Source organism: Micromonospora sp. NPDC049081, from assembly GCF_040648835.1.
GTDB lineage: Bacteria > Actinomycetota > Actinomycetes > Mycobacteriales > Micromonosporaceae > Micromonospora > Micromonospora antibiotica.
Genome location: NZ_JBEZEK010000031.1, coordinates 16,347 through 41,861 on the forward strand (window position 1 = coordinate 16,347; position 25,515 = coordinate 41,861).

The 25,515-nt window shown below is 74.5% G+C and carries 26 protein-coding genes and 1 pseudogene; 11 read left to right on the forward strand and 16 right to left on the reverse strand.

Annotated elements, in window-relative coordinates; genetic code table 11:
* Positions 1 to 24: 24 nt before the first annotated feature.
* Positions 25 to 924: a DUF1775 domain-containing protein gene (locus AB0B63_RS28835; protein WP_357024390.1), complete on the forward strand. Its 900-nt coding sequence runs from the start codon at positions 25 to 27 to the stop codon at positions 922 to 924.
* A 277-nt stretch (positions 925 to 1,201) separates the two neighbouring features.
* Here AB0B63_RS28835 and AB0B63_RS28840 read toward each other — a convergent pair whose 3' ends face one another.
* Positions 1,202 to 2,125, reverse strand: coding sequence for an ADP-ribosylglycohydrolase family protein (locus AB0B63_RS28840; protein ID WP_357024393.1), 924 nt, complete (start codon positions 2,123 to 2,125; stop codon positions 1,202 to 1,204).
* 73 nt (positions 2,126 to 2,198) lie between these two features.
* Here AB0B63_RS28840 and AB0B63_RS28845 point away from each other — a divergent pair, with 73 nt between their 5' ends.
* Together AB0B63_RS28845 and AB0B63_RS28850 are read left to right on the forward strand one after the other, a co-directional pair.
* Complete coding sequence (locus AB0B63_RS28845; RefSeq protein ID WP_204961325.1) at positions 2,199 to 2,888, forward strand: response regulator transcription factor; 690 nt, start codon at positions 2,199 to 2,201, stop codon at positions 2,886 to 2,888.
* Between the two features lie 29 nt (positions 2,889 to 2,917).
* Complete coding sequence (locus tag AB0B63_RS28850; RefSeq protein WP_208569425.1) at positions 2,918 to 4,318, forward strand: HAMP domain-containing sensor histidine kinase; 1,401 nt, start codon at positions 2,918 to 2,920, stop codon at positions 4,316 to 4,318.
* Positions 4,319 to 4,561: 243 nt separating this feature from the next.
* Here the strand turns inward: AB0B63_RS28850 and AB0B63_RS28855 are convergent, their stop codons facing one another.
* Positions 4,562 to 5,581, reverse strand: coding sequence for an adenosine deaminase (locus tag AB0B63_RS28855; RefSeq protein WP_357024397.1), 1,020 nt, complete (start codon positions 5,579 to 5,581; stop codon positions 4,562 to 4,564).
* Positions 5,578 to 6,372, reverse strand: coding sequence for a trans-aconitate 2-methyltransferase (locus AB0B63_RS28860; RefSeq protein ID WP_357024400.1), 795 nt, complete (start codon positions 6,370 to 6,372; stop codon positions 5,578 to 5,580). The genes AB0B63_RS28855 and AB0B63_RS28860 overlap by 4 nt, the downstream gene beginning before the upstream one ends.
* Positions 6,373 to 6,457: 85 nt before the next feature.
* On the opposite strand from AB0B63_RS28860, the gene AB0B63_RS28865 reads away from it, so the two are divergent.
* Both AB0B63_RS28865 and AB0B63_RS28870 read left to right on the forward strand, forming a co-directional pair.
* The gene (locus tag AB0B63_RS28865) at positions 6,458 to 7,441 is read left to right on the forward strand and encodes an aldo/keto reductase (RefSeq protein WP_208569422.1); all 984 of its coding nucleotides are present in this window, start codon (positions 6,458 to 6,460) and stop codon (positions 7,439 to 7,441) included.
* Positions 7,442 to 7,526: 85 nt separating this feature from the next.
* Positions 7,527 to 7,721: a hypothetical protein gene (locus AB0B63_RS28870; protein WP_357024404.1), complete on the forward strand. Its 195-nt coding sequence runs from the start codon at positions 7,527 to 7,529 to the stop codon at positions 7,719 to 7,721.
* A gap of 110 nt (positions 7,722 to 7,831) precedes the next feature.
* On the opposite strand, the gene AB0B63_RS28875 is transcribed toward AB0B63_RS28870, so the two are convergent.
* The 7 genes from AB0B63_RS28875 to AB0B63_RS28905 all read right to left on the reverse strand — a co-directional run bounded on the left by AB0B63_RS28875 (position 7,832) and on the right by AB0B63_RS28905 (position 12,272).
* Positions 7,832 to 8,035: a cold-shock protein gene (locus AB0B63_RS28875; protein ID WP_067306996.1), complete on the reverse strand. Its 204-nt coding sequence runs from the start codon at positions 8,033 to 8,035 to the stop codon at positions 7,832 to 7,834.
* A gap of 360 nt (positions 8,036 to 8,395) precedes the next feature.
* On the reverse strand, positions 8,396 to 8,668 hold the full coding sequence (locus AB0B63_RS28880; protein WP_208569420.1) for a DUF4235 domain-containing protein: 273 nt from the start codon (positions 8,666 to 8,668) through the stop codon (positions 8,396 to 8,398).
* The gene (locus AB0B63_RS28885) at positions 8,665 to 9,030 is read right to left on the reverse strand and encodes a DUF3618 domain-containing protein (protein ID WP_208569419.1); all 366 of its coding nucleotides are present in this window, start codon (positions 9,028 to 9,030) and stop codon (positions 8,665 to 8,667) included. Before AB0B63_RS28885 ends, AB0B63_RS28880 begins: the two co-directional genes overlap by 4 nt.
* Positions 9,027 to 9,461 carry a phage holin family protein gene (locus tag AB0B63_RS28890; RefSeq protein ID WP_208569418.1) on the reverse strand — a complete coding sequence of 145 codons (435 nt, stop codon included), beginning with the start codon at positions 9,459 to 9,461 and terminating at the stop codon, positions 9,027 to 9,029. The genes AB0B63_RS28885 and AB0B63_RS28890 overlap by 4 nt, the downstream gene beginning before the upstream one ends.
* A 248-nt stretch (positions 9,462 to 9,709) precedes the next feature.
* Entirely contained in the window at positions 9,710 to 10,948 is a 1,239-nt protein-coding gene (locus AB0B63_RS28895) for a mechanosensitive ion channel domain-containing protein (protein ID WP_357024410.1), read from the reverse strand.
* A gap of 80 nt (positions 10,949 to 11,028) precedes the next feature.
* On the reverse strand, positions 11,029 to 11,850 hold the full coding sequence (locus AB0B63_RS28900) for a DUF1206 domain-containing protein (RefSeq protein ID WP_208569416.1): 822 nt from the start codon (positions 11,848 to 11,850) through the stop codon (positions 11,029 to 11,031).
* A 59-nt stretch (positions 11,851 to 11,909) separates the two neighbouring features.
* Positions 11,910 to 12,272, reverse strand: coding sequence for a hypothetical protein (locus AB0B63_RS28905; protein WP_208569415.1), 363 nt, complete (start codon positions 12,270 to 12,272; stop codon positions 11,910 to 11,912).
* Positions 12,273 to 12,353: 81 nt separating this feature from the next.
* Between AB0B63_RS28905 and AB0B63_RS28910 the strand changes: the two genes are divergently transcribed.
* Positions 12,354 to 13,580: a cysteine desulfurase-like protein gene (locus tag AB0B63_RS28910; RefSeq protein WP_208569414.1), complete on the forward strand. Its 1,227-nt coding sequence runs from the start codon at positions 12,354 to 12,356 to the stop codon at positions 13,578 to 13,580.
* A gap of 56 nt (positions 13,581 to 13,636) precedes the next feature.
* Here AB0B63_RS28910 and AB0B63_RS28915 read toward each other — a convergent pair whose 3' ends face one another.
* A complete protein-coding gene (locus AB0B63_RS28915; protein WP_357024415.1) occupies positions 13,637 to 15,124 on the reverse strand; it encodes a glycoside hydrolase family 3 protein in 1,488 nt (495 codons plus the stop codon).
* Between the two features lie 139 nt (positions 15,125 to 15,263).
* On the opposite strand from AB0B63_RS28915, the gene AB0B63_RS28920 reads away from it, so the two are divergent.
* The 5 genes from AB0B63_RS28920 (at position 15,264) to AB0B63_RS28940 (ending at position 20,225) form a co-directional block, all read left to right on the forward strand.
* Entirely contained in the window at positions 15,264 to 15,389 is a 126-nt protein-coding gene (locus AB0B63_RS28920; protein ID WP_255470159.1) for a hypothetical protein, read from the forward strand.
* Between the two features lie 78 nt (positions 15,390 to 15,467).
* Positions 15,468 to 16,418, forward strand: coding sequence for a TIGR03557 family F420-dependent LLM class oxidoreductase (locus AB0B63_RS28925; protein WP_357024418.1), 951 nt, complete (start codon positions 15,468 to 15,470; stop codon positions 16,416 to 16,418).
* Between the two features lie 188 nt (positions 16,419 to 16,606).
* Complete coding sequence (locus tag AB0B63_RS28930; RefSeq protein WP_357024420.1) at positions 16,607 to 18,238, forward strand: ATP-dependent DNA helicase RecQ; 1,632 nt, start codon at positions 16,607 to 16,609, stop codon at positions 18,236 to 18,238.
* A 187-nt stretch (positions 18,239 to 18,425) separates the two neighbouring features.
* A complete protein-coding gene (locus tag AB0B63_RS28935) occupies positions 18,426 to 18,929 on the forward strand; it encodes a hypothetical protein (RefSeq protein WP_208569410.1) in 504 nt (167 codons plus the stop codon).
* A 261-nt stretch (positions 18,930 to 19,190) separates the two neighbouring features.
* Positions 19,191 to 20,225: a helix-turn-helix domain-containing protein gene (locus AB0B63_RS28940; RefSeq protein ID WP_208569409.1), complete on the forward strand. Its 1,035-nt coding sequence runs from the start codon at positions 19,191 to 19,193 to the stop codon at positions 20,223 to 20,225.
* 193 nt (positions 20,226 to 20,418) lie between these two features.
* Here the strand turns inward: AB0B63_RS28940 and AB0B63_RS28945 are convergent, their stop codons facing one another.
* From AB0B63_RS28945 to AB0B63_RS28965, 5 genes and pseudogenes are all read right to left on the reverse strand, one after another.
* The gene (locus tag AB0B63_RS28945; protein ID WP_208569408.1) at positions 20,419 to 21,402 is read right to left on the reverse strand and encodes a DNA topoisomerase IB; all 984 of its coding nucleotides are present in this window, start codon (positions 21,400 to 21,402) and stop codon (positions 20,419 to 20,421) included.
* Between the two features lies 1 nt (position 21,403).
* Positions 21,404 to 22,417, reverse strand: a complete 1,014-nt coding sequence (locus tag AB0B63_RS28950; RefSeq protein WP_357024425.1) for a glycosyltransferase family 9 protein — start codon at positions 22,415 to 22,417, stop codon at positions 21,404 to 21,406.
* Complete coding sequence (locus tag AB0B63_RS28955) at positions 22,414 to 23,115, reverse strand: SDR family oxidoreductase (protein WP_357024428.1); 702 nt, start codon at positions 23,113 to 23,115, stop codon at positions 22,414 to 22,416. The genes AB0B63_RS28950 and AB0B63_RS28955 overlap by 4 nt, the downstream gene beginning before the upstream one ends.
* A complete protein-coding gene (locus AB0B63_RS28960) occupies positions 23,112 to 24,617 on the reverse strand; it encodes a PfkB family carbohydrate kinase (protein ID WP_357024431.1) in 1,506 nt (501 codons plus the stop codon). Before AB0B63_RS28960 ends, AB0B63_RS28955 begins: the two co-directional genes overlap by 4 nt.
* A gap of 326 nt (positions 24,618 to 24,943) precedes the next feature.
* A pseudogene (locus AB0B63_RS28965) lies at positions 24,944 to 25,483 on the reverse strand (SIS domain-containing protein); the annotation flags it as partial.
* Between the last annotated feature and the right edge of the window lie 32 nt (positions 25,484 to 25,515).

A 25,515-nucleotide genomic window follows, 5' to 3' on the forward strand; every position in this document is an offset into this window, starting at 1 on the left:
CGGCGAGACGGATGGGGGCGGAAGATGGCGACGACCCGTGGTGACGCCCGGCGGCGTCGGAGCGTGCTGGTGCTGGCGGCGGTGGCGGCCGGGGTGTTCGGCGCCCCGACCGCGGCGTCGGCGGACGGGGTGACGTCCAGCCCGGGTCAGGCGGTGCAGGGCGACGCGGTGGAGTTGACCTTCGTGGTGCCCGAGGAGCGGCCCGGCGCGCGCACCGAGAAGATCGAGTTCAGGCTCCCGCCGGACGCCCCGATCGGCGAGGTCTACCCGCTGTCGGTGGACGGCTGGGCACCGCTGATCACCTCCCGCGACCTGGACGCGCCGGTCGCCGGGATCCACGCCCCGTCGGTGAGCACGGTGACCTCGGCGGTGGTCTGGACCCGGGGTGCCGGACCGGCGGTGTCGGGTCCGGCGCGGCTCTCGGTGGCCATGGGGCCGCTGCCGCAGCTCGACCGGATGACCTTCGAGGTGGTGCAGACCTACTCCGACGGCACGGTGGTGCGCTGGGCCGACCCGGTGGGGGGTGGGCATCCCGCCCCGACGCTGGCACTGGTGCCACCCGCCCCCGGTGCCGCCCCCGGGCACCACGGCGGGGCGGCCGACGCGACGGACGCCCAGTCCGCCCCGGACGCCGCCGCACGGACGGAGGGCGGGGGCGGCCCCAGCGCCGACCTGCTGCTCGGCGGCGGCCTGCTGGTCGGGTTGGGCGGCGGCGCGGCGATCGGCTGGGTGGCGAGCCGCTCCCGCCGTCGGGCCGCCGCCGACACGGAGCCCGCCGGCGACACGGAGCCCGCCGGGGCCGACGACCCGACGTCGGACACCGACCGCGCCCCGGCCGGGCGCACCCCTTCCGACCGGGGCTGGCGGCTCGACGGGCACGTCCCGACCGACCACCCCGACACCGAGCAGGTGGCAGCACGCTGAGCACCGACCGGACCGCAGCACGCCGAGCGCGGAACGGCTGGCGGCCCGCCGAGCGGCGAGGGGCTGGCAGCACGCAGAGCGCCGACCGGACCGCAGCACGCCGAGCGCGGAACGGCTGGCGGCCCGCCGAGCGGCGAGGGGCTGGCAGCACGCAGAGCGCCGACCGGGCCGCAGCACGCTGAGCGCTGAGCGCGGAACGGCTGGCGGCACGCTGAGCGGTGGGCAGCCGGCAGCACGCTGAGCGCCGACCGGGCCGCAGCACGCTGAGCGGGCGGTCTCAGTCCAGCCAGGCGGGGAGCGCCTCCCGGGCGGCCACCCAGTCGGTCGGCACCCCGCCGGGCGTGCCGACCCCGGTGTGGCCGCCGATGATCCCGCCGACGATCGCTGCGGTGGTGTCGACGTCCCCGCCCGCCTCGACGCAGGCACGGATGGCGGCCGGGTAGTCGGCCAGGTGGGTGGCGACCACCCAGAGGGTGAAGGCGACGGTGTCCTGGGCGGTGACCCGGGAGCCGTTACCCAGGGCCGCGACCGCTTCGTCGAGGGGGCGGCCGAGCAGACCGGCCGCCCGGCGTGTCCCCCGGTGCACCTCGGTGCTCGGGTCGAGGGCCCCGGCGACGGTGGCGAGCAGCCGGGTGACGTCGGGACGGTGCTCCCCCTCAAGCCGGGTCCGGGCGGCGAGTGAGGCGGCGACGGCCACCGCCACCGCGCCCGCCACCCCCTCCGGATGGGCGTGGGTGACCTCGGCGCTGGCGCGGGCCCGGGTCGCCGCCCGGGTGGTCGAGTCGGCGTACCACGCGCCGAGCGGGGCGACCCGCATCGCGGCGCCGTTGCCGCAGGAACCCTGACCGTCGAAGGCCGACGCGGCGGCCACCGGCCACGGGGTGCCGGTGCGGATCAACCGCAGGATCGTCACCGCACCCGGGCCGTAGCCCCGGTAGGGCTCGGCCCGGATGGCGAAGGCCAGCGCCAACCGGTCGGGGTCGACGTCGCCGTGGGTGGCGAGTTCGGCAAGTACCGAACAGGCCATCTCGGTGTCGTCGGTCCACTGCCAGGGCGGCGGGGGCAACCGGCCGGCCGCGAGGTCGTCGGGCCGCCGGCCCGGGACGAAGAACTGGGAACCGAGGGCGTCGCCGACGGACAGCCCGGCCAGGCTGTCCCGGGCCAGCGCCAGCCGTGCGTCGGGAAAGAGGGTGAACGGCATCGTCGTACCAGTTTGCCCGGTTCACGGGTCCGTCGCAACGCACCCGACTTGCCACGGGCAGTACGGTGCTGACGTGGCCACCGTGCTCCTGGTCGAAGACGACCACGTCGTCCGCGGCGCGATGCTGCGCTCGCTCAGCGAACGGGGGCACGCGGTGCACGCGGTCGGGACAGCCCTGGACGCGTTGCGCCGGGTCGCCGCCGAGACCCCCGATCTGGTCGTGCTCGACCTGGGCCTGCCCGACCTGGACGGTTCGGACGCGTTGCGGATGCTGCGCGGCATCACCGACGTACCGATCATCATCGCCACCGCCCGCGACGACGAGCAGTCGGTGGTCCGGCTGCTGCGGGCCGGCGCGGACGACTACATGGTCAAGCCGTTCACCGGCGCCCATCTGGACGCCCGGATCACCACCGTGCTGCGCCGGGTCGGCCGGGCCAGCCGGACGGTGGCCCCGGCCGTGCACACCGTCAGCGGCCTGCGGGTGGACGTGGGCGAGCGCAGTGCGGTGCTCGACGGGGAGCCACTGGCGCTCACCCGCAAGGAATTCGACCTGCTGGCGTACCTGGCCGCACGACCTGGCCGGGTGGTGTCCCGGCGGGAGCTCTTGGAGGAGGTATGGCGCCAGCCGTCGGTCGGCGAGGACCAGACCATCGACGTGCACCTGTACTGGCTGCGGCGAAAGATGGGCGAGTCCGCGGCGAAGCCGCGCTACCTGCGCACCGTGCGGGGGGTGGGGTTCCGGCTGGTGGCCCCCGACTGAGGTCGGCGCTGGCCGCCCTGACGGCCGGCATGTGCGCGCTGGTCGCGTCGGCGTTCCTCGTTCCGCTCGGGCTGACCCTGCGCGGTGAGGTCCGGGAGGAGGCGCTGGCCGACGCGGCGCGACGCGGCGCGATGGTCACGGGCGCGCTCGCCGTCAGCACCGCCCCGGCGACGGTCCGCCGCGCGGTCGAGGCCACCGGTGACGACCCGGCGACCCGCCCGGTGGTGCACGGCCTGGCCGGGGAGCAGCCCGCCGGCCGGGCCTCCGCCGAGGATGTGGAGCGGGCCCGCGCCGGGGAGCAGTCGCGGGTCGTCGACGTCGACGGTGGGCTGGTGCGGCTCGACCCGGTGGTGCTCGACGGCCGGGTCGCCGTGGTCGAGGTCTTCGTGCCCGCCGCCGTCCTCGACGAGGGGGCGGGTGGCACCTGGCTGCTGCTCACCGGGGTGGCCGTGGCACTGGTCGGCGCGGCGGTGGTCGTGGTGGACCGGGTCGCCGCGCGCGCCGTCGACTCCACCCGGGGGCTGGTCCGCGCCGCGCTCGCCGTCGGCGACGGTGACCTGGGGGTACGGGTCGAGCCGAGCGGTCCCCGTGAGCTGGCCGAGGCCGGGTACGCGTTCAACCGGATGGCCGACCGGCTGGTGGCGGCCCGCACCGACGAACGGGAACTGGTGGCGGACCTGTCGCACCGGCTGCGTACCCCGTTGACGGTGTTGCGGTTGGACGCCGAGGGGCTGGACTCCGACGACACCAGCGTCGGCTCGTTCAGCCCGGCGGAGCTGGACCGGCGGCGCACGATCCGGCGGATCCGGCAGGCGATCGTCACCCTGGAGGGCGAGATCGACGTCCTGATCAAGACGACCCGTAAGTCCGTCGCGCACGAGGCCGGGCCGGCCGAGTGTGACGTCAGCGAGGTGGTCCGGGACCGGATGGTGTTCTGGGCGGCGCTGGCCGGCGACCAGAACCGCCCGCACCGGGTCAGCGGCGCCCAGTTCCGGATTCCGGTGCTGGTGCCCCGGGCCGAGCTGGCCGCCGCCCTGGACGCGGTGATCGGCAACGTCTTCCGCTACACCCCGCAGGGCACCGCGTTCGAGGTGGCCGTCTCCCGTCGGGACGGTTACGTGGCGATCCGGATCGACGACGCGGGGCCGGGCATCGCCAACCCGGACCGGGCGTTGCGGCGTGGTGCCAGCGGCCAGGGCTCGACCGGGCTGGGGCTGGACATCGCCCGGCGGGTGGCGTTGCAGGCCAACGGCTCGGTGAGCCTCGACCGGGCCCGGCTGGGCGGGGCGAGTGTGGTGATGCTGCTGGCCGATCCGCAGGCGACGCCCCGGCAGGTCAACCGGTTCGGTCTGGTGGGCCGGATGGCACGCGAGGCACGCGAGCAGAAGGGTGGCCGCCGCTGGCCCCGGCCGCGTCCGACCGACGACTGAGCGCCGCCTCCGGGCCGGGTCGCGCCGGCCGTGACTGTGCTGCGGCGCAAGGTTTCCTTAGATCCGGATTAACGACGGCGACGCGGGACGTGCCGGCTGACAGGATCTGTCCGAACCCATCAGTTCCACCGGCCTGTCGCCCCTGACACCCACCGGCCGGTGGATCGGTACGCGCGGCGGGGGCACGGTCCCCCACACCAGCTCCCGCCGCGTGTACACCACTTCTCCCGACCCCGTGGTGGGTCAGTGGGCCGCCACGAAGGCATCGATCTCGGCGATGATGCGGGCCTGGCCGGCCGGGTCGAGGAACGAGGCGGACACCGCTTCCCGGGCCAGCGCGGCGAGGCCGTCCGGTCCGGTGTCGAGCAGTCGGGCGGCGACCGCGTACTCGTCGTTGAGGGTGGTGCCGAACATCGGCGGGTCGTCGGAGTTGATGGTGACCCGTACCCCCGCGTCGACCAGTTGCCGCAGCGGGTGCTCCTCGATCCGGGCGACGGCCCGGGTGCGCACGTTGGAGGTCGGGCAGACCTCCAGCGGGATGCGCCGCTCGGCCAGGTGGGCGAGCAGCTCCGGGTCCTGCGCGGCGGAGATGCCGTGGCCGATCCGCTCGGCACCCAACTCGCGCAGGGCGTCCCAGACGGTCTGCGGGCCGGTGGTCTCCCCGGCGTGCGGGACCGAGTGCAGCCCGGCCGCCCGTGCCTGGTCGAAGTACGGCTTGAACTGCGGCCGGGGTACGCCGATCTCGGGGCCGCCGAGGCCGAAGGCGACCAGCCCGTCGGGGCGCTCGTCGAGGCTGATCCGCAGGGTCTCCTCGGCTGCCGGTAGGCCGGCCTCGCCGGGGATGTCGAAGCACCAGCGCAGCGCGATGCCGAAGTCGGCCTCGGCGCGGCGGCGGGCGTCCTCGATGGCCTCGCAGAACGCCGGTGCGGGGATGCCCCGGCGCACGTGCGAGTAGGGGGTGACGGTCAGCTCGGCGTAGCGGACCTGCTGGCGGGCCAGTTCGCGGGCCACCTCGTGGGTGAGCAGCCAGACGTCGTCGGGGTCGCGGATCAGGTCGACGACGCTGAGGTAGACCTCGATGAAGTGGGCGAAGTCGCGGAACGCGAAGTAGTCGGCGAGGGCGTCCGGGTCCGCCGGGACGGGGCTGCGTCCCTCGTGCCGGGCGGCCAGTTCGGCGACGATCCGGGGGGACGCGGAGCCCACGTGGTGCACGTGCAGCTCCACCTTGGGCAGTTCGGCGATGAAGGCGGACAGGTCGGTCACTGCTGCTCCTCTTGACGGGCACCCGTGCGGGCGACCACGAAGATCCGACGGAACGGGAAGTACACCTGACCCTGCCGTACCGGGTACGCGTGGGCCAACCGGGCTGCCAGCGTGGCGCGGAAGTCGGCCAGGGCGGTGTCGTCGAGCACCGCCCGCACGGGGCGCAGGGCGGTGCCGTCCAGCCAGCTCAGCACGGGGTGTTCGGCGTCGGCACCGGCGGGCAGCAGGTGCAGGTAGGTGGTTTCCCAGGCGTCGACGGCGCAGCCGGCGGCGGTCAGCGCGTCGGCGTACCCGATCGGGTCGTCGACGGGGTCCTCGCGCAGCATCGGCCGGACGGTGGCCGCCCAGCGGGGGTCTTCGGCGACCTCGCGCAGCGCCCGGTGTGCGGGGCCGGCGAAGTTGCCGGGGACCTGGAAGGCGAGCCACCCACCGGGCGGCAGTGCGCCGGCCCAGCGGCGTAGCAGGGCCGGGTGGTCGGGCACCCACTGGAGCACCGCGTTGGCGACCAGCACGTCCACGTCGGGGGCGGGCCGCCAGTCGGCGACGTCACCGACGGTGAAGTCGACGGTGGTGTCGAGCGTGCGGGCCCGGTCGATCATCTCGGGGGACGAGTCGAGGCCGGCGATCCGGGCGGCCGGCCAGCGGTGGGCGAGGGTCGCGGTCAGGGTGCCCGGCCCGCAGCCGAGGTCGACGACGGCGCGTGGGTGCTCCGCCCCGACCCGGGCGAGCAGGTCGTGGAACGGCCGGGACCGTTCGTCGCCGTAGCGGAGATAGCTGGTCGGGTCCCACATGACTGCCCCCATACCGTACGTACGTTTTGTTGCGACGGTACGGCCCACGCTGCGCCCCGGCAACCTGGTCACTAGGCTTCACCACATGGAACAGCGCAGCTTCGACCGGCTCGGCCGGCAGGTGGGTGTGGTCGGTCTCGGGGCCTGGCAGCTCGGCGCGGACTGGGGACAGGTCAGCGAGAGCGACGCCCGGGCCGTCCTCGACGCCGCCGTGGAGTCCGGCGTCACCTTCCTCGACACCGCCGACGTCTACGGCGACGGCCGCAGCGAACAGCTGATCGGGCGGTTCCTGCGGGACAACCCCGGGCACGGGCTGACCGTCGCCACCAAGATGGGCCGCCGGGTCGAGCAGACGCCGCAGGCGTACACCCTGGACAACTTCCGGGCCTGGACCGACCGGTCCCGGGCCAACCTCGACGTGGACACCCTCGACCTGGTGCAGCTGCACTGCCCGCCGACCGAGGTCTTCGCCGACGACCGGGTCTTCGACGGCCTCGACACCCTGGTCGCCGAGAAGCGCATCGCCGGGTACGGCGTCAGCGTCGAGACCTGCGACCAGGCACTCACCGCGATCGCCCGGCCGGGGGTGGCCAGCGTCCAGATCATCCTGAACGCGGTCCGGCTCAAGCCCCTCGACGAGGTGCTGCCGGCCGCCGCCGCGGCCGGCGTCGGGATCATCGCCCGGGTGCCACTGGCCAGCGGCCTGCTCTCCGGCCGCTACGACGAGCACACCACCTTCGCCGCCGACGACCACCGCACCTACAACCGGCACGGGGAGAGCTTCGACGTCGGCGAGACCTTCTCCGGCGTCGACTTCGACCTCGGGCTGACCGTGGTGCGTCGGCTCGCCCCGCTGGTCGGCGACGGACGCACGATGGCCCAGTTCGCCCTGCGCTGGATCATCGACCAGCCCGGGGTGACCGTGGTCATCCCCGGCGCCCGCAACCCGGAGCAGGCCCGCGGCAACGCCGCCGCGGCCGACGCCCCCGCGCTGACGGCGACCGAACTCGACACCGTCCGGTCGGTCTACGACGAGCTGGTCCGCCCCCGGGTGCACGACCGGTGGTGAGCCACGCCGGCCGGGTCGTCGCATCGGCCCGGCCCGGCCCGCATCCTGGTGACCGGGTCGGCTCCGACCCGGGGAGGGGGGACCGGTGAGAGGGTGGCTCACGCTCACCCTGGGCCTGCTGGCCGTGGTGGTCGGTGCCGTCTGGACCGTCCAGGGCCTCGGCTATCTCGACGGCAGCCTGATGAGCGACCAACGGTTCTGGGCCTTCGCCGGGGTGCTGCTGGTGCTGGCCGGGCTGGTGCTGCTGCGGCGCGGCCTGCGCGCCCGCCGGCTGCCCTGACCCGGGCAGCCGCGCGATGCGGAAAGCCCCGCGTCCTGAGGTGGACACGGGGCTTCTCGTTGATCCGGCTGGCCGGATCACCCGGGCTGGCGTTAGCCGACCGGCTTCGCTCAGAGGGGGCGGACCTGCTCGGCCTGCGGACCCTTCTGACCCTGGGCGATCTCGAACTCCACCCGCTGGTTCTCCTCCAGCGAGCGGTAGCCGCTGGACTGGATCGCCGAGAAGTGGACGAACACGTCAGCACCCCCGCCATCGACGGTGATGAAGCCGAAGCCCTTGTCAGCGTTGAACCACTTCACGGTTCCCTGCGCCATGTGTATCTCCTTCTAAAACTGGCGGCCGAGCACGCCGTGCGGCCGATTGGCCGTTTCGAGCAGCGGTGACCCGGGCAGCCGCCCACGAGGGGAAGACCGCTCCGTGCCGACGCCGTCTCGCAACAGCGGGGATCAGCAAACCACGTACCCAAAAACTCTGCACAGCCTAATCGACGAAATTCTTCGACATGTGACCTGACGGATGCCCGACGATTGCTGACCGGCTCGGCAAAGCCAGGCAAAAGGCCCCCCGCCCGTCGATGGGTCGGGGGGCCACAGGTCGTCGTCACCGGACCGGAGGGCCGCCGTCGTGGCTGGCGCGGTCGCCGCGCCGGCCACGGTGGCGCGCACCGGGACGGGTCAGTCGGGCCAGCGCCCGGTCAACCGTCGTACGCCGACCGCGCCGCCCCGGTCCACCGCCGCCCGGACGACGGAGAAGATCGCCCCCTGCAACGCCGCCGCCGCGAGGATCTCGCCCCAGCGGCGGTCCTCGTCGGTCGGGTCGGGTGCCTCACCGTCCCCGGCGGTCGCCTTCCACACCTGCCGGAAGATCGTTCCGGCCAGCGCGCCGGCCGCCAGTCCCAGCAACACCCCGACCGGCTTGTACGCGGTCCTGCTGATGCCCTTGCTCACCTGCGCCTCCCCCGAATGATCAACAACACCACCACCGCGGCCACCGCACCGGCCGCTATCGTCGCCCACGGCACCGGATCGCGCCGCACCGCCACCGACGTGTCGTACGCCTGGGCCCGCGCGAGGTCGACACCCTGCGCCGCCTGGCCCCGTACCCGGGCCACGGTCAGCGCGGCCTGCTCACGCACCCGCTCCTTCGCCTGCTCCGCCGAGTCCTTCAACCGGGCCTTGACGTCGGCCTTGGCGGCCAGCATCTCCATCGTCTCGCCCAACTCCACCCGGGTCCGCCGGATCTCCTCGCGCAGCGCCTCGGTGTCTCCGGTCCCGTTGCCGTTGCCGTTGCTTCCTGTCGTGCCGGTCATGCCCGTCCCCTGTCCTTCACCGCGGCGGTGACGGTGTCCACGTCCGCGCGGACACTACGCACGGTCGCCTCCGGCATCGGGGGGACCGCCTGGCTGACCTGCTTCTTCCCGACCAGGGCGAGCACCCCGGCGATGAGGAAGAGCACCACCGCCACGATCAACGCCGCCGCCCAGGCAGGTAGCACCAGAGCCAGCAGCAGGATCGCGGCGGCGACCAGTGCGCCGAGCCCGTACAGGGCCAGCGCCCCGCCCCCGCCGAAGAGGCCGATCCCGATCCCGGCGTGCCTGCCCTTCTGGGTCAGCTCCGCCCGAGCCAGGGCCAACTCGTCCCGGACCAGTCGGGAGACCTGCTCGGTGGCCCGCTGCACCAGTTCGGCGGTGGACGGCTCGCTCCCGGTCCGGGACGTACGGTGGTTCGCGACGTCAGCCATGCTGTCCTCCTTTCGTCATCACCGCGCTGTATGCCCGGAGCCGCCGTCCGTCAATCCTGCACACGGTGACCAACCACATCTGACCCCAGGTCGGCCCGGATCGTCCGGCGAAACGCGGAAGCGGGACCGACACAGCCCCCGCGACCAACTGTCACGGGGGCTGTGTGACGGCCCGGCGGCAGCCGGCGGCACTTCCACCCGGCCCGGCGGTGGCCGGCGATCGGCTCAGCGCCGGCCGGCGGATCGGCTCAGCGCCGGCCGTCGACACCATGGTCGGCACCGACGACGACGCCGTCGCCACGGGCGTCGCCGTCGGGACCCACGAACGCCTCGCTGCGGGCGTCGCCGTCGTCGCTGCCACCGAAGACCCGGGCGTCGTCGGGCACCTCGCCCTCGGACCGGCGGCGGGCCGGCCGGCGCGGCTGCACCCACTGCCAGGGCAGGCTGCCCGAGGAGTCCCCCAGCTCGGTACGGGTCCGGGGCAGCGCGGTGGGGCGGTGGTCGCGGACCCAGCCGACCAGGTGCTCGCGCACCAGGCAGCGCAGGTCCCACAGGCTGCCGGCGTCGGCGGCGCTGACCAGGGCTCGTACCTTGATCGCGCCGCCGGTGGCGTCGGTGACCTGGAGCACGCAGACCCGACCGTCCCACAGGTCGGTGCTCTCCACCAGCCGACGCAGCTCCTCCCGCATCGACTGCACCGGCACCGACCAGTCGAGGTGGAACTCGGCGGTGCCGAGCACCGCCGCCTCGGTCCGGGTCCAGTTCTGGAACGGGGTGCTGGTGAAGTAGGAGGTGGGCAGGATCAGCCGCCGGTCGTCCCAGATCTGGACCACCACGTAGCTGAGCGTCAACTCCTCGATCCGGCCCCACTCCCCCTCGACCACCACCACGTCGTCGAGGCGGACCGCGTCGCTGAAGGCGAGCTGGAGACCGGCGATGACGTTGCCGAGCAGGCTCTGCGCGGCCAGCGCGGCGACCACACCGACCAGGCCGGCGCTGGTGAGCACGCCCGCGCCGATGCCCCGTACCGCGGGGAAGGTCATCAGCATCACGCCGACGGCGAGCACGACGATCACCACGATCGTCAACCGGCGCAGCAGCACCACCTGGGTGCGTACCCGCCGGACGTGCCGGTTGTCGGGCACGTCGACCCGCAGGAAGCGGGCCAACGCGGTGTCCTCCGCCACCACCAGCAACGAGGCGACCAGCCAGGCCACCGCGGCGACCACCCCCAGCACCAGGATGTGCAGCACGGCCTGCCGCCACCCGGTGCCCACCGCGTAGCCGGTGGTCCAGCGGACCGCGAACTGGACGGCCACCACCGTGCCGGCGACCTGCAACGGCCGGTGCACGTGTGCGGTCAACTCGGTCATCAGGTGGGACCGGCGGCCCAGCCGCCGGATCACCCGGTGTACCACCTCGACGAGCAACAGCGCGATCGCCGCCGCGGTGGCCGCGGCGGCGATCGTCTCGAGGTAGTCCTGCACGTGGTTGTCTCCCTCCGGCCGGGCTGATCGCAATCGGGCAAAGGCCCAATGGTGCCCGGCGTTTCCGGTATCGACCAGGCTCAGATCTTGCGGAACCGGGACTGGAAGAAGCAGTAGACCCCGAAGGCGGCGATGCCGAGCGCCATCAGCGCCAGGATGAACGGCCCGTACGGCTGGTCCCGCAGGGTGCGCAGCGCGGCGTCCAGGCCACGGGCCTTCTCCGGGTCGTAGTTGATCGCCGCGACCACGATCAGCAGGCCGGCGACGGCGAACACCGCACCCCGGGCGATGTAACCGGCCATGCCCAGCCGGCGGACCGTCTGCCGGGTCTTGCCGTTCATCTCGTTGGTCTTGAGGTTCCGCTCGAACTTCTTCTTGTAGCCGTAGATCACCATGCCGATGCCGACGGCGGCGAGCACCAGGCCGGCGAACCCGACCAGACCACGGCCGCCGCTGGAGGCCATCAGCTTCTCGCTGAACTGCTCCTGCTGGTCGGCGCTGTTCGAGCTGGCGTCCTGCACCACCTTGATCGAGGTCCAGGCGAGCCAGAGGAAGACGACGGTACGCACGACCGAGGCGATCCGCTCGAAGAGACGTTCCTTGCCGCGCTTGGCGTGGTGGCCGACGGCCGCCTCCAGGGCCTGCCAGATGGCCATCGCGATCAGGCCGACGGCGATCGCGATCAGCAGGAACTTGCCCATCGGCTGGGCGCCCAGGGCGCGCAGGGCACCGTTCTGGTTGCCCTCCTCGCCGGAGCCGGCGAAGGCGATCTGGAGGATGACCCAGGCGAAGAGCAGGTGGACGATCCCGTAGCCGATGAAGCCGGCCCGGGCGAGGAGTTCCAGCCAGCGGCTGTCCGCGGTGCGGCTAGCGGTGGCTTGGGCGTTCCGGGTGAGAGACATGGGCCCACAATCTCCGTTCGGGAAGATCCCCAAACGTGGTGCCGCCGGCCCGGGGCAGGTCAGCTGCCGGCGTTGCGCGACACCCGGATCTGCACCTGCTGGTCGGTGACGCTGTCCAGGGTGACCGCGAAACCGCCCACCTCGGTGGCCTGCTGGCCGATGGTCAACGAGAGCTGCTCGCCGGCCACCTCGACGGTGACCTGGTCACCCTGCGCGCCGATCAGCTTCGCCTCGACGCCGAGGATGGAGGCGCGGGCGTCGACACCCCGGTCGAAGGTGACCGTGCAGGCGTCCAGCCCGCAGTCGGTGTCGGCGCCGTCCGAGCTGCATCCGGCCAGCACGGCCACGCCGAGCGCCAGGCCGGCCAGCAGGCCGGCGGTCCGACGGAGGGGGGTGGGGGCGGTGGCGCTTCGCTTCGTCACCCCACCAAGGGTACGAGACGTGGCCCAGCCCACCACCCGGGTGGATCTCCGGCCTGGTGGCGGGCGGGCTAGGGTCCCGGCATGCCGATCGACATCACCCGGACCCGGGCCGCGTACCCCGCGCTCGCCGAGGGCTTCGCCCACTTCGACGGTGCCGGTGGCACCCAGACCCCGCAACCGGTGATCGACGCGGTGGCCGACGCCATGCGCCTCGCGGTGGGCAACCGCAGCACCGCCTCCGTGCCCGGCCGGCGTTCGCTGGAGCTGGTGACGCAGGCCCGCACGGCGGTGGCCGATCTGCTCGGCGGCGCACCGGAGGGGGTGGTGCTGGGGTCGAGCGCGACGACGCTGACGTATACCCTGGCCCGGACGCTGGGTGCGGACTGGGGCCCCGGGGACGAGGTGGTGGTCTCCCGGCTCGACCACGACGCCAACGTGCGGCCCTGGGTGCAGGCGGCCGAGGCGGCGGGGGCGACCGTCCGCTGGGCGGAGTTCGACCCGGGCACCGGTGAACTGCCCGCCGGGCAGTTCACCGACCTGGTCGGCGAGCGGACCCGGCTGGTCGCGGTGACCGCCGGCAGCAACGCCACCGGCACCATGCCGGACGTGGCGGCGATCGCCGCAGCGGCACACGCGGTCGGCGCGCTGGTCTGTGTGGACGGGGTGCACTCGGTGCCGCACGGTCCGACCGACCTGGCCGCCTCGGGTGCCGACTTCCTGGTCACCAGCGCCTACAAGTGGTCCGGGCCGCACCTGGGGGCGGTGGTGGCCGACCCGGCCCGCTGGGCGGGGCTGCACCCGGCCAAGCTGATCCCCTCCTCCGACGCGGTGCCCGACCGGTTCGAGGCCGGCACCCCGAGCTTCCCGCTGCTCGCCGGGGTGGCCGCCGCCGTCGACCACCTGGCCGGGCTGGACCCGACGGCGACCGGGGACCGCCGGTCGCGGATCCGGGCCGGCCTGGCCGCCGCCCAGGCGCACGAGGGGTCGGTCTTCGCCCGACTGGCCGCCGGGCTGGCCGCCCGCCCGGCGGTGACCGTCCTGCCGGCCGGGGCACGCCGCTGCCCGACCGTGTCGTTCCGGCTGGCCGGGTGGACGCCGGCCGGGCTGGCCGCCGCGCTCGGCGCCGCCGGGCTCTGCCTGTCCAGCGGCGACTACTACGCCTACGAGTACTTCCAGGCGCTCGGGTGGCGCGACAGCGGCGGTGCCGTCCGGGCGAGCGTCTACCACTACAACACCCTCGACGAGGTGGACCGGTTGCTGGCCGAGCTGGACCGGCTCACCGACCAGGGGGAACCGGCGGCCCGCTGAACCGCCGGGGCCGGGCTGGCGGCGTCAAGCCGCCGGGGCGGGCCGGCGGAGCCGGGTCAGCGGGCTCCGGTGAGCAGTTCGGCGGCGGCCCGGGCGGCGGCCCGGGTCGCGCCGTGGGTGGCCAGGTGCAGCCCGCCGGTGACCAGCTCGGGCAGGCCCAGTTCGACCACGACGGCGTCCGGCCGGGTGTCCAACGCCCGGTCGACCGCGGCCCGCATCCAGGGGTGCCGGTGCAGGTCCCGTACCACCAGCACCAGCGGTCGGCCGGCCGCTGCGGCGGTCGGGTCGGCGGGTAGGTCGGCCTCGGTGAGCCGGACGGTGGTGGTGCCGGGAATCAGGTCGGCCAGGGGTGCCCCGAGCCCCCACGGGGTCTCCGCGCCGATCGCGATGTTGTGTGGCGCGGCGAACTCGACCACGTGCGCGGCGGCGGTCAACGGCAGCCGGCCGACCGCGTCGCCGCTGACCCGCAGCGCCCGCCGGGCGGCGGTCAGGCCGACCGACGAGCCGTCGGCGGGGCGCGGGGCGTGGGCGGTCCGGCCGGCGCGGGCGGCGGTGCTCCACTCGGCGAGCTGACCGACCCGCTTGGCGGCCTCGGCGAGGCGTTCCTCGGGCAGCTCCCCGGCGAGGACCGCGGCCACGATCGCGTCGCGCAGGTAGCGGGCGGTGGCCTCGTCGGCGCGTTCGCCGCCGACGCAGATCGCGTCCGCCCCGGCGGCGAGGGCCCGTACGGCGGTGCCGGCGAAGCCGTACCGGTCGGCGACGGCGCGCATCTCCACCGCGTCGGTGACCACCACGCCGGAGAAGCCCAGCTCCTCGCGGAGCAGGTCACCGAGGATGCGGGGGCTGAGGGTGGCCGGCAGGTCGGGGTCGAGGGCGGGGACCAGCAGGTGCCCGGTCATCACCGCCTGCACCCCGGCGGCGACGGCGGCCCGGAAGGGGACCAGCTCGCCGGCGTCGAGCCGGGCCCGGCTGGCGGCGATCCGGGGCAGGTCGTGGTGGGAGTCGACCCGGGTGTCGCCGTGGCCGGGGAAGTGCTTGGCGCAGGCGGCCACCGCGGCGGACTGGAGGCCGCGTACCCAGGCGGCGGTGTGCCGGGCCACCAGCTGCGGGTCGGCGCCGAAGGAACGCACCCCGATCACCGGGTTGGCCGGGTTGATGTTGACGTCGGCGTCCGGCGCGTAGTTGAGGGTGATGCCGAGGTCGGCGAGTTCGACACCGAGGTCGCGGGCCACCTCCTCGGTGAGGGCGGGGTCGTCGACGGCGCCGAGGGCGAGGTTGCCGGGTCGGGAGCTGCCCCGGCCGGACTCGATCCGGGTGACGTCGCCGGCCTCCTCGTCGATGGCCACCAGCACGTCGGGGCGCTCGGCGCGCAGCGTCGCGGTGAGCGCTGCCACCTGCTCGGGGTCGACGACGTTGCGGGCGAACAGCACCACCGCGCCGAGCCCGTCGGCGAGCCACCGGCAGACCCAGTCGGGCGGGGTGGTGCCGACGAAGCCGGGTTGCAGGACGGTGGCGGCCAGCCCCGCCAGGTTGCGCTCGTTCATCCGGCCCCGGTACCCCCGTCGCGTGTCGACGGCCCGGTGCCGTCGCGGTGCTGCCATGGTCACACCGGGCGACATAATAGTCAATAAACCTTACTGTTACTGTCTGGCGTCGGTCGGGGAGGCGTGCGACAGTGCGGGGATGGACCTGCCGCCGCTCGCCGACGCCACCTCACCGGCCGACATCCCCGGCGTACGCCTGCTCGGCCTGGTGGTCGGCGGGTTGCTGCTGCTGGCCGCGATCCGCGCCATGTTCGGCCGCCGCTGACCGACTGATCCCCCACCACCCGGGGTACCGCTAGCGGAGGTCACGCCGCACCCGGCGGCGTCCCGGCGAGGGGACACCATGAAGATCGGTTACTTCCTGTCCAGTGAGGAGTTCACCCCGGCGCAACTGCTGGAGCAGGCCCGGGGTGCCGAGCGGGCCGGTTTCCAGGCACTGTGGATCTCCGACCACTACCACCCGTGGACGGACGCCCAGGGGCAGAGCCCCTTCGTCTGGTCCGTCATCGGGGCGCTGAGCCAGGTCACCTCGTTACCGGTGAGCACGGCGGTGACCTGCCCCACGGTCCGCATCCACCCGGCGGTACTGGCGCAGGCCGCGGCGACCAGCGCCGTCATGCACTCCGGCCGGTTCGTCCTCGGCGTCGGCACCGGCGAGGCGCTCAACGAGCACATCCTCGGCGACGCCTGGCCGCAGACCGACGTCCGGCTGGACATGCTGGAGGAGGCCGTCGCGGTGCTGCGGGAGCTGTGGCGGGGCGACTTCGTCAACCACCACGGCCGGCACTACACGGTGGAGCACGCCCGCATCTACACGCTGCCCGACACACCCCCGCCGGTGTACGTCTCCGGCTTCGGACCCAAGGCCGTCGACCTGGCCGCCCGGATCGGCGACGGCTACGTGAGCATGATGCCCGACGGCGACCTGGTCAGCCGGTTCCGGGACAACGGCGGCGACGACAAGCCGTGCCAGGCCGGTTTCAAGGCCGCGTACGCCGACACCGAGGACGAGGGCGCCCGGATCGCGTACGAGACGTGGCCCAACGCCGGGGTGCCGGGCGAGTTGTCCCAGGTGCTGCCCTCCCCCCGGCACTTCGAGCAGGCGGCCCAACTGGTCACCCCGGAGCAGGTGCGGCAGGGCTTCGTCTGCGGCAACAGCGCCGACGCCCACCTCGAGATGATCGACCGGTACGCCAAGGCCGGCTTCGACGAGGTCTACGTGGGCAACGCCGGCCCGCACTGGCAGGGCCTGTTCGACCTCTACCAGCGTGAGGTGCTCCCCCACCTCCGCTGACCCCTCCCCCACCGACCACGATCGACCACGGGTCACCGACGCACACCGCCGTCGGTGACCCGTGGTCGATCGAGCGTGCGCGCCCGGTCACGACGCCTGACCTGCGACGTACCGGCCCCCGTGGGCGGTGGGTCCGATCCGGTGGGAGCGGTTTCGGCGCTGATGCCCCCGGGTACCTCCGGCCCTCGATGAAGCTGTCCATGCACTCGACGACGTTGCGCCGCGCGGCGCGCAGCCTGTTCGGCTGGAAAGCGCTGCGGCCCAACCAGCTCGCCGCCATGCGCGCGGTGATGAAACGACGCGACGCCCTGGTGGTACTCCCCACCGGAGCCGGCAAGTCGGCGATCTACCAGATCCCGGCGAGCCTGATCCCCGGGCCGACGGTGGTGATCTCCCCCCTGCTGGCCCTCCAGCAGGACCAGATCGCCGCGCTCAACGAACGCCAGCGGCCCGAGCTGCGCGCGGTGCGGATCAGCTCCGACGAGAGCGCGGCCCAGCAGGCCGAGGCGATCACCGAGATCCGGCAGGGGCGGGCGGAGTTCCTCTTCATCACCCCGGAGGCGCTGGCCAACCCCGACCGGATGGCCGAGGTGCGGTCGCTGGAGCCGGCCCTGGTGGCGATCGACGAGGCGCACTGCATCTCGGCGTGGGGGCACGACTTCCGCCCCGACTACCTGGCGTTGGGCCACCTGATCGACGGTCTCGGCCGCCCGCCGGTGGTGGCGTTGACCGCCACCGCCTCCCCGCCGGTACGCGACGACATCATCGCCCGGCTGCGGCTGCGCGACCCCGAGGTGGTGGTCTCCGGGCTGGACCGGCCGAACCTGTTCGTCGAGGTCGCCCACTGCCCGACCGACGACTACCGCTGGCGACGGCTGATCGCGCTGCTGCGCGACGACGTACGGCCCGGCATCATCTACGTGCCGACCCGGCGGGCCGCCGAGGAGTTGGCCGAGCGACTGACCACCGCCGGATATCCGGCGGAGTTCTACCACGGCGGGATGCCCACCGCCGCCCGGCACCGGCTGCACGAGGCGTTCCTCGCCGACCAGGTGCCGATCATGGTGGCGACCTCGGCGTTCGGCATGGGCATCGACAAGCCCAACATCGCCTGGGTGGTGCACATGGCGCTGCCCGACTCGCCGGACAGCTACTTCCAGGAGATCGGCCGGGCCGGGCGTGACGGTGCGCCGGCCCGGGTGCTGCTGCTGTGGCGGGCCGAGGACGTCGGCCTGCAACGCTACTTCTCCGGCGGCCTGCCCGACGAGACCGAGCTGCGGGACCTCGCCGCGCTGCTGCGTCGTCGACCGGCCACCAAGAAGGCGCTGCGCGAGTCGACCGGTCTCGGGCCGCGCAAGCTCGGCCAGTACCTGGCCCTGCTGGAGCAGATCGGCGCGGCCGAGCCCCGGGCCGGGCAGAAGATCGGTGCCCCGCGCTACGCCCCCACCGCGGCGGAGGCCGGCGCGGCGGCCCTGGCCGAGGCGGAACGGCAGCAGACCGTGACCCGGTCCCGTACCGACATGATGCGGGCGTTCGCCGAGACCACGGGCTGCCGGGGGCAGGTGCTGCTGGCCTACTTCGGTGAGCAGATGTCGCACATCTGCGGGCACTGCGACAACTGCCACGCCGGCACCAGCGTCGCCAACGACGGCGCGGTCGGCCCCTTCCCGGTGCACAGCCAGGTCCGGCACCCCGAGTGGGGCCCAGGCCTGGTCCTCAACTACGAGGACGACCGGATGACGGTGCTCTTCGACGAGGTGGGCTACAAGACGCTCTCCGTGCGCGTGGTGTCCGAACAGGGTCTGCTGACGCTGGACTAGCCTGACCCGGGCGACCCGGTGCCGTTGCCCCGCCCGGACGACCCGGTGCCGTGCCGCGACCGGGTGGTGGCGGTGTGGCCGCCGGAGTGGTGGTGGCGCGGCCGGGTGGTGGCGGTGCCGCAGGAATGCCTTCGCGCGGCGCACCCGTGCGAGGGGCACAGGGGAAACAACCGAGAGGGGCTCAGTCGTGATCGAACAGCCGGCGTACACCGGGTTCGGGTTCTCCGACGAGGAGTGGGGGCTGCTGGTCGGCCTGCCGCAGTCGGTCCTGACCGCGGCGAGCGCCGCCGAGTCGGACGGCGCCCGGCGGACCCGGGCCGAGAACGCGGCCGGGCTGGAGACCATCTCCGCCGGCCGGGAGTCGGCCAGCCCGCTGGTCGCCGCCGTCGCCGGGGAGATCGTGTCCCGGGTGGGCGACCCGGAGGCCGGCGAGGAGTTGCCGGTGATCTCGCCGGCCGATCCGCAGGCGCTCATCGACGACGTGCTGGTCCGGGCCGGGGAGGCGGCCGCCCTGCTGGCCGCCAAGGTCGACGAGGGCGAGGGCGGGGCCTACCGGCACTGGCTGGTGGAGATCGCCGAGCAGGTGGTCGGGGCGGCGTCCAGCGGGGGGCTGCTCGGCATCGGCGGCGACCAGGTCAGCGATTCGGAGCGCAGGTTCCGCGACCGGCTCTCCCAGGTCCTCAACGACTGAACACCGCACCGCGTACGGCTACGGGCCGGGCCGCCGTCAGGCTGGCCCGGCCCGCGCTGTCGTCAGCGTCGTCGACCCGCGCCGACCGCACCGCGCGTACGCGGGTTCCTGCCTCAAGGTCACGCTCGAACATGGTTGTAGTGGCATCGCCACGCCCGGAGGCCACTACAACCAGGAAGCAGCATGATCTTGCTGGGTGCACGCGGGGTGGGCTCTTCGTCCACAATGGTGGGGTGATGCCCGCCGACGGGGAGGCCGGACATGGTGCACCGCACAGTGATCGACACCGAACAACTGCCACCGACGGAACGGTTCGGGATGTGGCTGGACCTGGTCGCCCGGACCGCCGCGCCGCTGCGGATCCGCTCCGCGCACCAGCACGACTTCCGGGCCCGCGCCGAGTTCGTCGAACTGGGTCCGCTCCAGTTGGTGCGGTACCGCTACCCGTCGTTGGAGGCGGTCCGCACCGCGAAGCTGGTCCGGCGTACCGAGGTGGACTTCCACATGCTCGCCCTCACCACCAACGGCACCGGCATCGCCGGGCAGGCCGGGCGGGAGAGCCGCCTGGGCGCGGGCGAGTTCACCTTCTACGACGGCTCCCGGCCGCACGAGGTGAGCCACCTCGGCGACGGCAACGGCGCGGAGCACGCCGCCTCGATCGTCGCCCTGATCCCGTACGGGTCGATCCCGCTGACCCCGGATCGGCTCACACCGCTGCTGGCCGGCCGGATGTCGGCCAGCGAGGGCATCGGCGCGCTGGTCGCCCAGTACCTGACCCGGATCACCTCGTACCCCGAGCAGTACCGGCAGGCCGACGCCGAACGGCTGGGCGGGGTGGCGCTGGACCTGGTCTCCACCATGTTGGGCCGGTACCTGGTCGCCGAGGACGAGCTGCCCCGCGAGGTACGTCGTCAGGCGCTGCTCGCCCAGGTGCGGGCGTACGCCCGACGTCGGCTGGGCGACGCCGGGCTGACCCCCGCCACCATCGCCGAGGCGCACCACGTCTCCGTACGCAGCCTGCACCGGCTCTTCGAGGCGGAACAGACCACGGTGGCGGCGTACATCCGGGAACTGCGGTTGGAGCGCTGCCGGCGGGACCTGGCCGATCCCGCGCTGGCGCACCGGCCGGTCCAGGCCATCGCCGCCCGCTGGGGTTTCCGGGACAAGGCGCACTTCAGTCGCGCCTTCCGGGCCGCCCATCAGCTGACCCCCCAGGCGTACCGGACGCTCCACCTGCAACAGGCACGGATAGTCAACAGCCCGGCGTCCGAAGTCAACCCGGGGCCGACATACTGACCGTGGGCCGACGGTCACCCGACCGTGCGGCCCGACGGTAACGGGGGACCGCGGTGGCGTCCGTGACCCACGGTCACGGACGACCGCCCCGGTGCCGCATCCACCCGGCGCGACCGACATCGCGCGGTGGGCTCCCCGGCCGCACCGACCCCGGCCCCGTCGCCCTTCCCCCCAGGACTCGCGGCGGGGCCGGTCAGGCCTCCTCCAGCAACTCCAGCACCAGCCGCTCGACCTGCTCCTGCGGGGAGCCGGCGGCCACGGGCAGCACCACCCCGTCGTGGTAGAGGTCGACCACCCGGGGATCCACGTACGACGTACGGGCCACCGTGGGGGTGTTGCCGAGCAGTTCGGCGACCTCCCGCATCACCCCGGCCACCGCCCGGCGACGGGCCGTCATGGAACGCTGCGTCCCCACGGTCGCCAGCTCGGTGGCCGCCCGGACGGTGGCGTGCCAGGTGCGGAAGTCCTTGGCGGTCATCTCGCCGCCGCTGGCGTCGCGCAGGTATCCGTTGACCTCGTCGCTGCGCACGTCCCGCCAGGCCCGCCCGTCCCAGTAGCCGAAGAGCCGTTCCTCGGTCCGCCGTCGCCGCCGCAGGGTGGTCAGCACCCGGCACAGCTGCGGGTCCTCGATCCGGCGGACCTGGGCGATGCCACCCTTGGCCGGGAACTCGAAGACCACGCAGCCACCCCGGGACCGGGCGTGCTCCGGGCGCAGGGTGGAGACCCCGAAGGTGGCGTCCTCCCCGACGGCGTACTGCTCGTTGCCGACCCGGAAGGTGCCCATGTCGAGCAGGCGGGCGACGGTGGCGAGCACCCGGTCCCGGTTCAGCCCCCGGCCGGCCAGGTCACCGGCGATACGCTCCCGCAGGCTCGGCAGCCGCCGGGCCACCTCCAGCACGTGGTCGAACTTCGCCTCGTCCCGCTTACGCCGCCACTCGGGGTGGTAGAGGTACTGCCGGCGCCCTGCGGCGTCGGTGCCGGTGGCCAGGATGTGCCCGTTGGGGTACGGCGCGATCCACACGTCCGACCAGGCCGGTGGGATCACCAGGTCGCCCAGCCAGGCCAGGGTGTCGGGGTCCCGGACCCGGTCACCGTGCCGGTCCAGGAAGGTCCAGCCCTTGCCGCGTCGGCGACGCCCGTACCCCGCCCGACCCGGATCACTGCGCCGCAGTCGCACCTCAGACCCGTACCGTTTCCTCGGCCTCGTCCACGGCGGCCAGCACCCGGTCGACCGGGAGCGCCGCCCATCTCGACGCCGGTGGTACCCCGGACGAACCGTCGCAATCCTCGCCCGACGCCCAGAGCACCCGGTGCCACGGCCGATCCGGCGGCGGCCCCCACCGGGCCGGAGGCACCGGGCCGAACAGCAGCACCGACGGCACCCGGTAGGCGGTCGCGAGGTGGCCGACCCCGGTGTCCCCGCTGACCACCAGCCGGGCGGCGGCCACCAACGCGGCCAACTCACCCAGGTCGGTCCGGCCGGCCAGCACCGCCGACCCCGGCAGGCCCGCGTCGGCCGCCACCCGGCCGGCCAGCTCCCGCTCGCCTGCCGAGCCGGTCACCACCACCCGGTGCCCCCGGTCGGTCAGCTGCCGGGCCAACGCGGCGAACCGGTCCGCCGGCCACCGCTTCGCCTCGACCTTGCTACCGGGATGCACGACTGTCGCCCCGGTCGGCATCCGCCCCGCTGCCGGCCGGCGCAACGCCAGGTCGGTGCGGTCGGCCGTGACGCCGTACCAGGCGAGCAACCGGCACCACCGGTCCACCTCGTGTTCGTCGTCGCGCCAGCCGGGGCCGGCGCAGTGCCCGGCCGGCGGACACCGGAAGGCCCACAGCCGGCCCGCCCCGGCCAGCATCCGGTGCGAGCCCGGTCCCCGACCGTGCAGGTTGACCGCCACCTCCGGCGGCGGCCCGGACCACCCCGGCGCACCCGACGGCGACGACCCGGGCCAGGACGGCGCACCACCGGACGACCGGTCGGGCCACCGGGTCGTGTCGGGCCAGGGTGGCCGGCCGAGGTCGTCGGTGGGTAGTAACCGGTCGATCCCGCCGACCAGGTCGACCAGCGGGCCCAGCCAGGCCGGCGCGGCCAGCACCAGCTCCTCGTCCGGGTATCCGGCCCGCAGCGCCCGCAGCGCGGGCACCGCGGTGGCCAGGTCACCGACGCCGAGCGCCCGCAGCACCAGGATCACGGGTACGAGGTCTCCTGTTCGGCGCAGACCACCAGCTCCCGCACGGCACAGCCGGGTGGTTGGGACAGCGCGAACATGATCGCGGCGGCGGTGTCGGCCGGGTCGTTGAGCTTGGCGTCCGGCCCCGGTCGGTACTGCGGGTCGCGGTCGTCGAAGAAGGCGGTCCGCATCCCGCCCGGGATCACCAGGGTCACCCCGACGCTGCCGGCCAGCTCGGCGGCGAGCGACCGGGTGAACCCGACCACCCCGAACTTCGCCGCGCAGTACGCGGTGGCGTCCCCGACCGCCTTGACGCCCAGGGTGGAGGCGACCGTGACGACGTTGCCCCGGGACTCCTCCAGGTAGGGCAGCGCGGCCCGGATCACCGCCACCGTGGCGAGCAGGTCCACCACGACGATCCGCTCCCAGGTGTCGCGGGGTACGTCGGCCAGCCGGCCCGGCACGTCCATCCCGGCGGCGGTCACCACCGCGTCCAACCCGCCGGCCTGCTCGGCCAGCTCCCGGGTGGCCTCCTCGGCGGCCCGGGTGTCGGCCAGGTCGCACTCGACCCACGGCACCCCGTCGCCGGGGCGGCGTCGGTCCAGCACGAGTGGTCGTCCGCCGGAGCCGGCCACGGCGGCGACCACCGCCGCGCCGAGCCCGCTCGACCCGCCGGTGACCAGGACGGCCGGACCGGCACCGGGTGGACTGCTGCTCATCGTGCTCCCTCCGCTGTCGTACGTGCCGGGCCCGCCGTCGAAGGCGCCGGGCCGGCCGGGGTACCCGCCGGCCCCGGCTGCGGGGCGGCGGTCCGGCGTCCACCGCGGGCCGCCGCGATCATCTCGGTGGTGGAACGCCCGGCGAGGTACGGCACCACCACGCTGTCCCCACCCCACCGGCGCAACAGCTCGGCCTCCGGCAGGGCCGGTCCGTCACCGACGCCGGTGGCGTAGTCCCCGCCCTTGACCCAGATGTCGGGCCGCAGCCAGCCCAGCGCCGCGTGCGGGGTGGTCTCGTCGAAGACCACCACCGCGTCGACGCAGCCCAGCGCGGCGAGCAGCCGGGCCCGGTCCCCCTGCGGGATCACCGGCCGGTCCGGGCCCTTGAGCGCGGTGACGCTGGCGTCGGAGTTCACGCACACCACCAGGCAGTCGCCGAGCTGCCGGGCGGCCTGGAGGGTCGCCACGTGCCCGGCGTGCAGCAGGTCGAAGCAACCGCCGGTGGCCACCACCGTCCCGCCGGCCGCCCGGACCTCGGCCACCACCGCACCGGCGGCGGCGGCCCCGATCCGCTCCCCGCCGCCGACCAGCACCGGCGGGCAGGCGCGCACCGGTGCGGGCAGCGCGGTGGCCACTCCCCCGTCCGCCACGTACGCCGACGCCGCGCCGACCGCCGCCTGGACCGCCTCGGAGACCAGCGCACCCTGGGCCAGCGCCAGCCCGGCCGCCGCGGCGAACCGGTCCCCCGCCCCGCAGGTGTCCCCCTCGGCGGACAGCGGCGCGGAGACCATCAGCGGGGTCGAACCGGCGGAGCAGAGCAGCGCGCCGTCACCGCCGAGGGTGACCACCACCGCCCCGGCCCGCCACCGGTCCCGCAGCCCCTGCCCGGCACGGGCCGCGACCGCCAGCCGGGACCCGCCCGGCGGCACCTTGGCCAGGTCCCGGGCCTCCGCCTCGTTCGGCGTGACCAACTGCACCCCGGGCACGGCGACCGGGCCACGCGGATGCGGGTCCCACACCACCGGGGCCCGGGTCGCGGCCAGCGCCGCCCGCAGCGCCGGCTGCCGGGCCACCCCCCGGCCGTAGTCGCTGACCAGCACCGCGGACGCCCCCGCGAGCAGCCGGAGGACCGCCTCGGAGGGTGGCCCCGGTTCTCCCGCCGCGCCGCCCCGGTCGTGGCGCAGCAGCACCCGGCCCCGGGCCCGCAGCCGGATCTTCTCCGGCGTGGTCCCGGCCAGCGGCAGGCCGTACACCTGCACCCCGGCGGCGGTCAGCAGGCAACTGAGCCGGGCCGCCCCGGCGTCGTCGGCGAGGGCGGTCACCAACGCCACCTCGGCACCTGCGGCGGCGAAGACGGCGGCCAGGCCCGCCCCGCCGGGCCGGTCGGCGTACGCCGTCTCGTCCAGCACCGGCACGGGTGAGTCGGGGCAGAGCCGGTTCACCACCCCCTCGACGTCCCGGTCGAGCAGGGTGTCCCCGACCACCACCAGTGGGCCCCTCACGCCGGATCCTCCCGGTGCCCGTCGGCCGCCGGGTCGATCCCGTCGACGACCACCTCCACCCCGGCCCGCACCGGACCGGGGTCCGCCAGCGGTGGCACGGGCCGACGATCCCCCGCCGGACCATCCCCCAACGGACCGTCCACCGGCAGACCGTCCGACGGGTCGGGCAGGGCGTCCACCGACGGGTCGGGCAGGGCGTCCGTTAGCGGATCGGGCAGTTCGTCGGCCGGCGGGCCGTCGACCGGCAGGTCCGGGACGGCGACCGGGGTGGCGGGCGGCGGCCCGGTCGGGGCGACGCCACGGTCGGCGGCCACGGCGGCCGACTGCCCGGCCAGGGCCGCCAGCGCCGTGGGCAGCGCCCGGTCGACGTACTCGCAGAGCACATGGGTGGAGACCAGGTGCAGCTCCTGCACCACCTGGCTGTCCGGGGAGGCGACGGTCAGCGCCTCGTGGCAGGCCCCGGCGAGCGGGTTCGGCGCGGGGCCGGTGAACGCCCAGCAGCGCAACCCGGTCTCCCGGGCGGCGTCGACGGCGGCGAGCAGATTGCCGCTGGCCCCGCTGGTCGACATCAGCAGCAGCACGTCACCCGGCCGGCCGTGGGCCCGTACCTGGCGGGCGAAGACCTCGTCGTAGCCGTAGTCGTTGCCGATCGCGGTCAACGCCGAGGTCTCGGCGTGCAGGGCGATCGCCGACAGCGGCTGCCGATCGTCACGCAGCCGGCCGACCAGCTCGGCGGTGAGGTGCTGGGCCTCGGCGGCGCTGCCCCCGTTGCCGGCGACCAGCAACCGCCCGCCGCCGACCAGGATGCCGGCCAGCTCGGTGCCCCAGCGGGCCAGCAACGGCTCCGCCGCGCGGTACGGCAGCATCGCCTCGACCAACAGGTCGAGGTGCGCGTCCA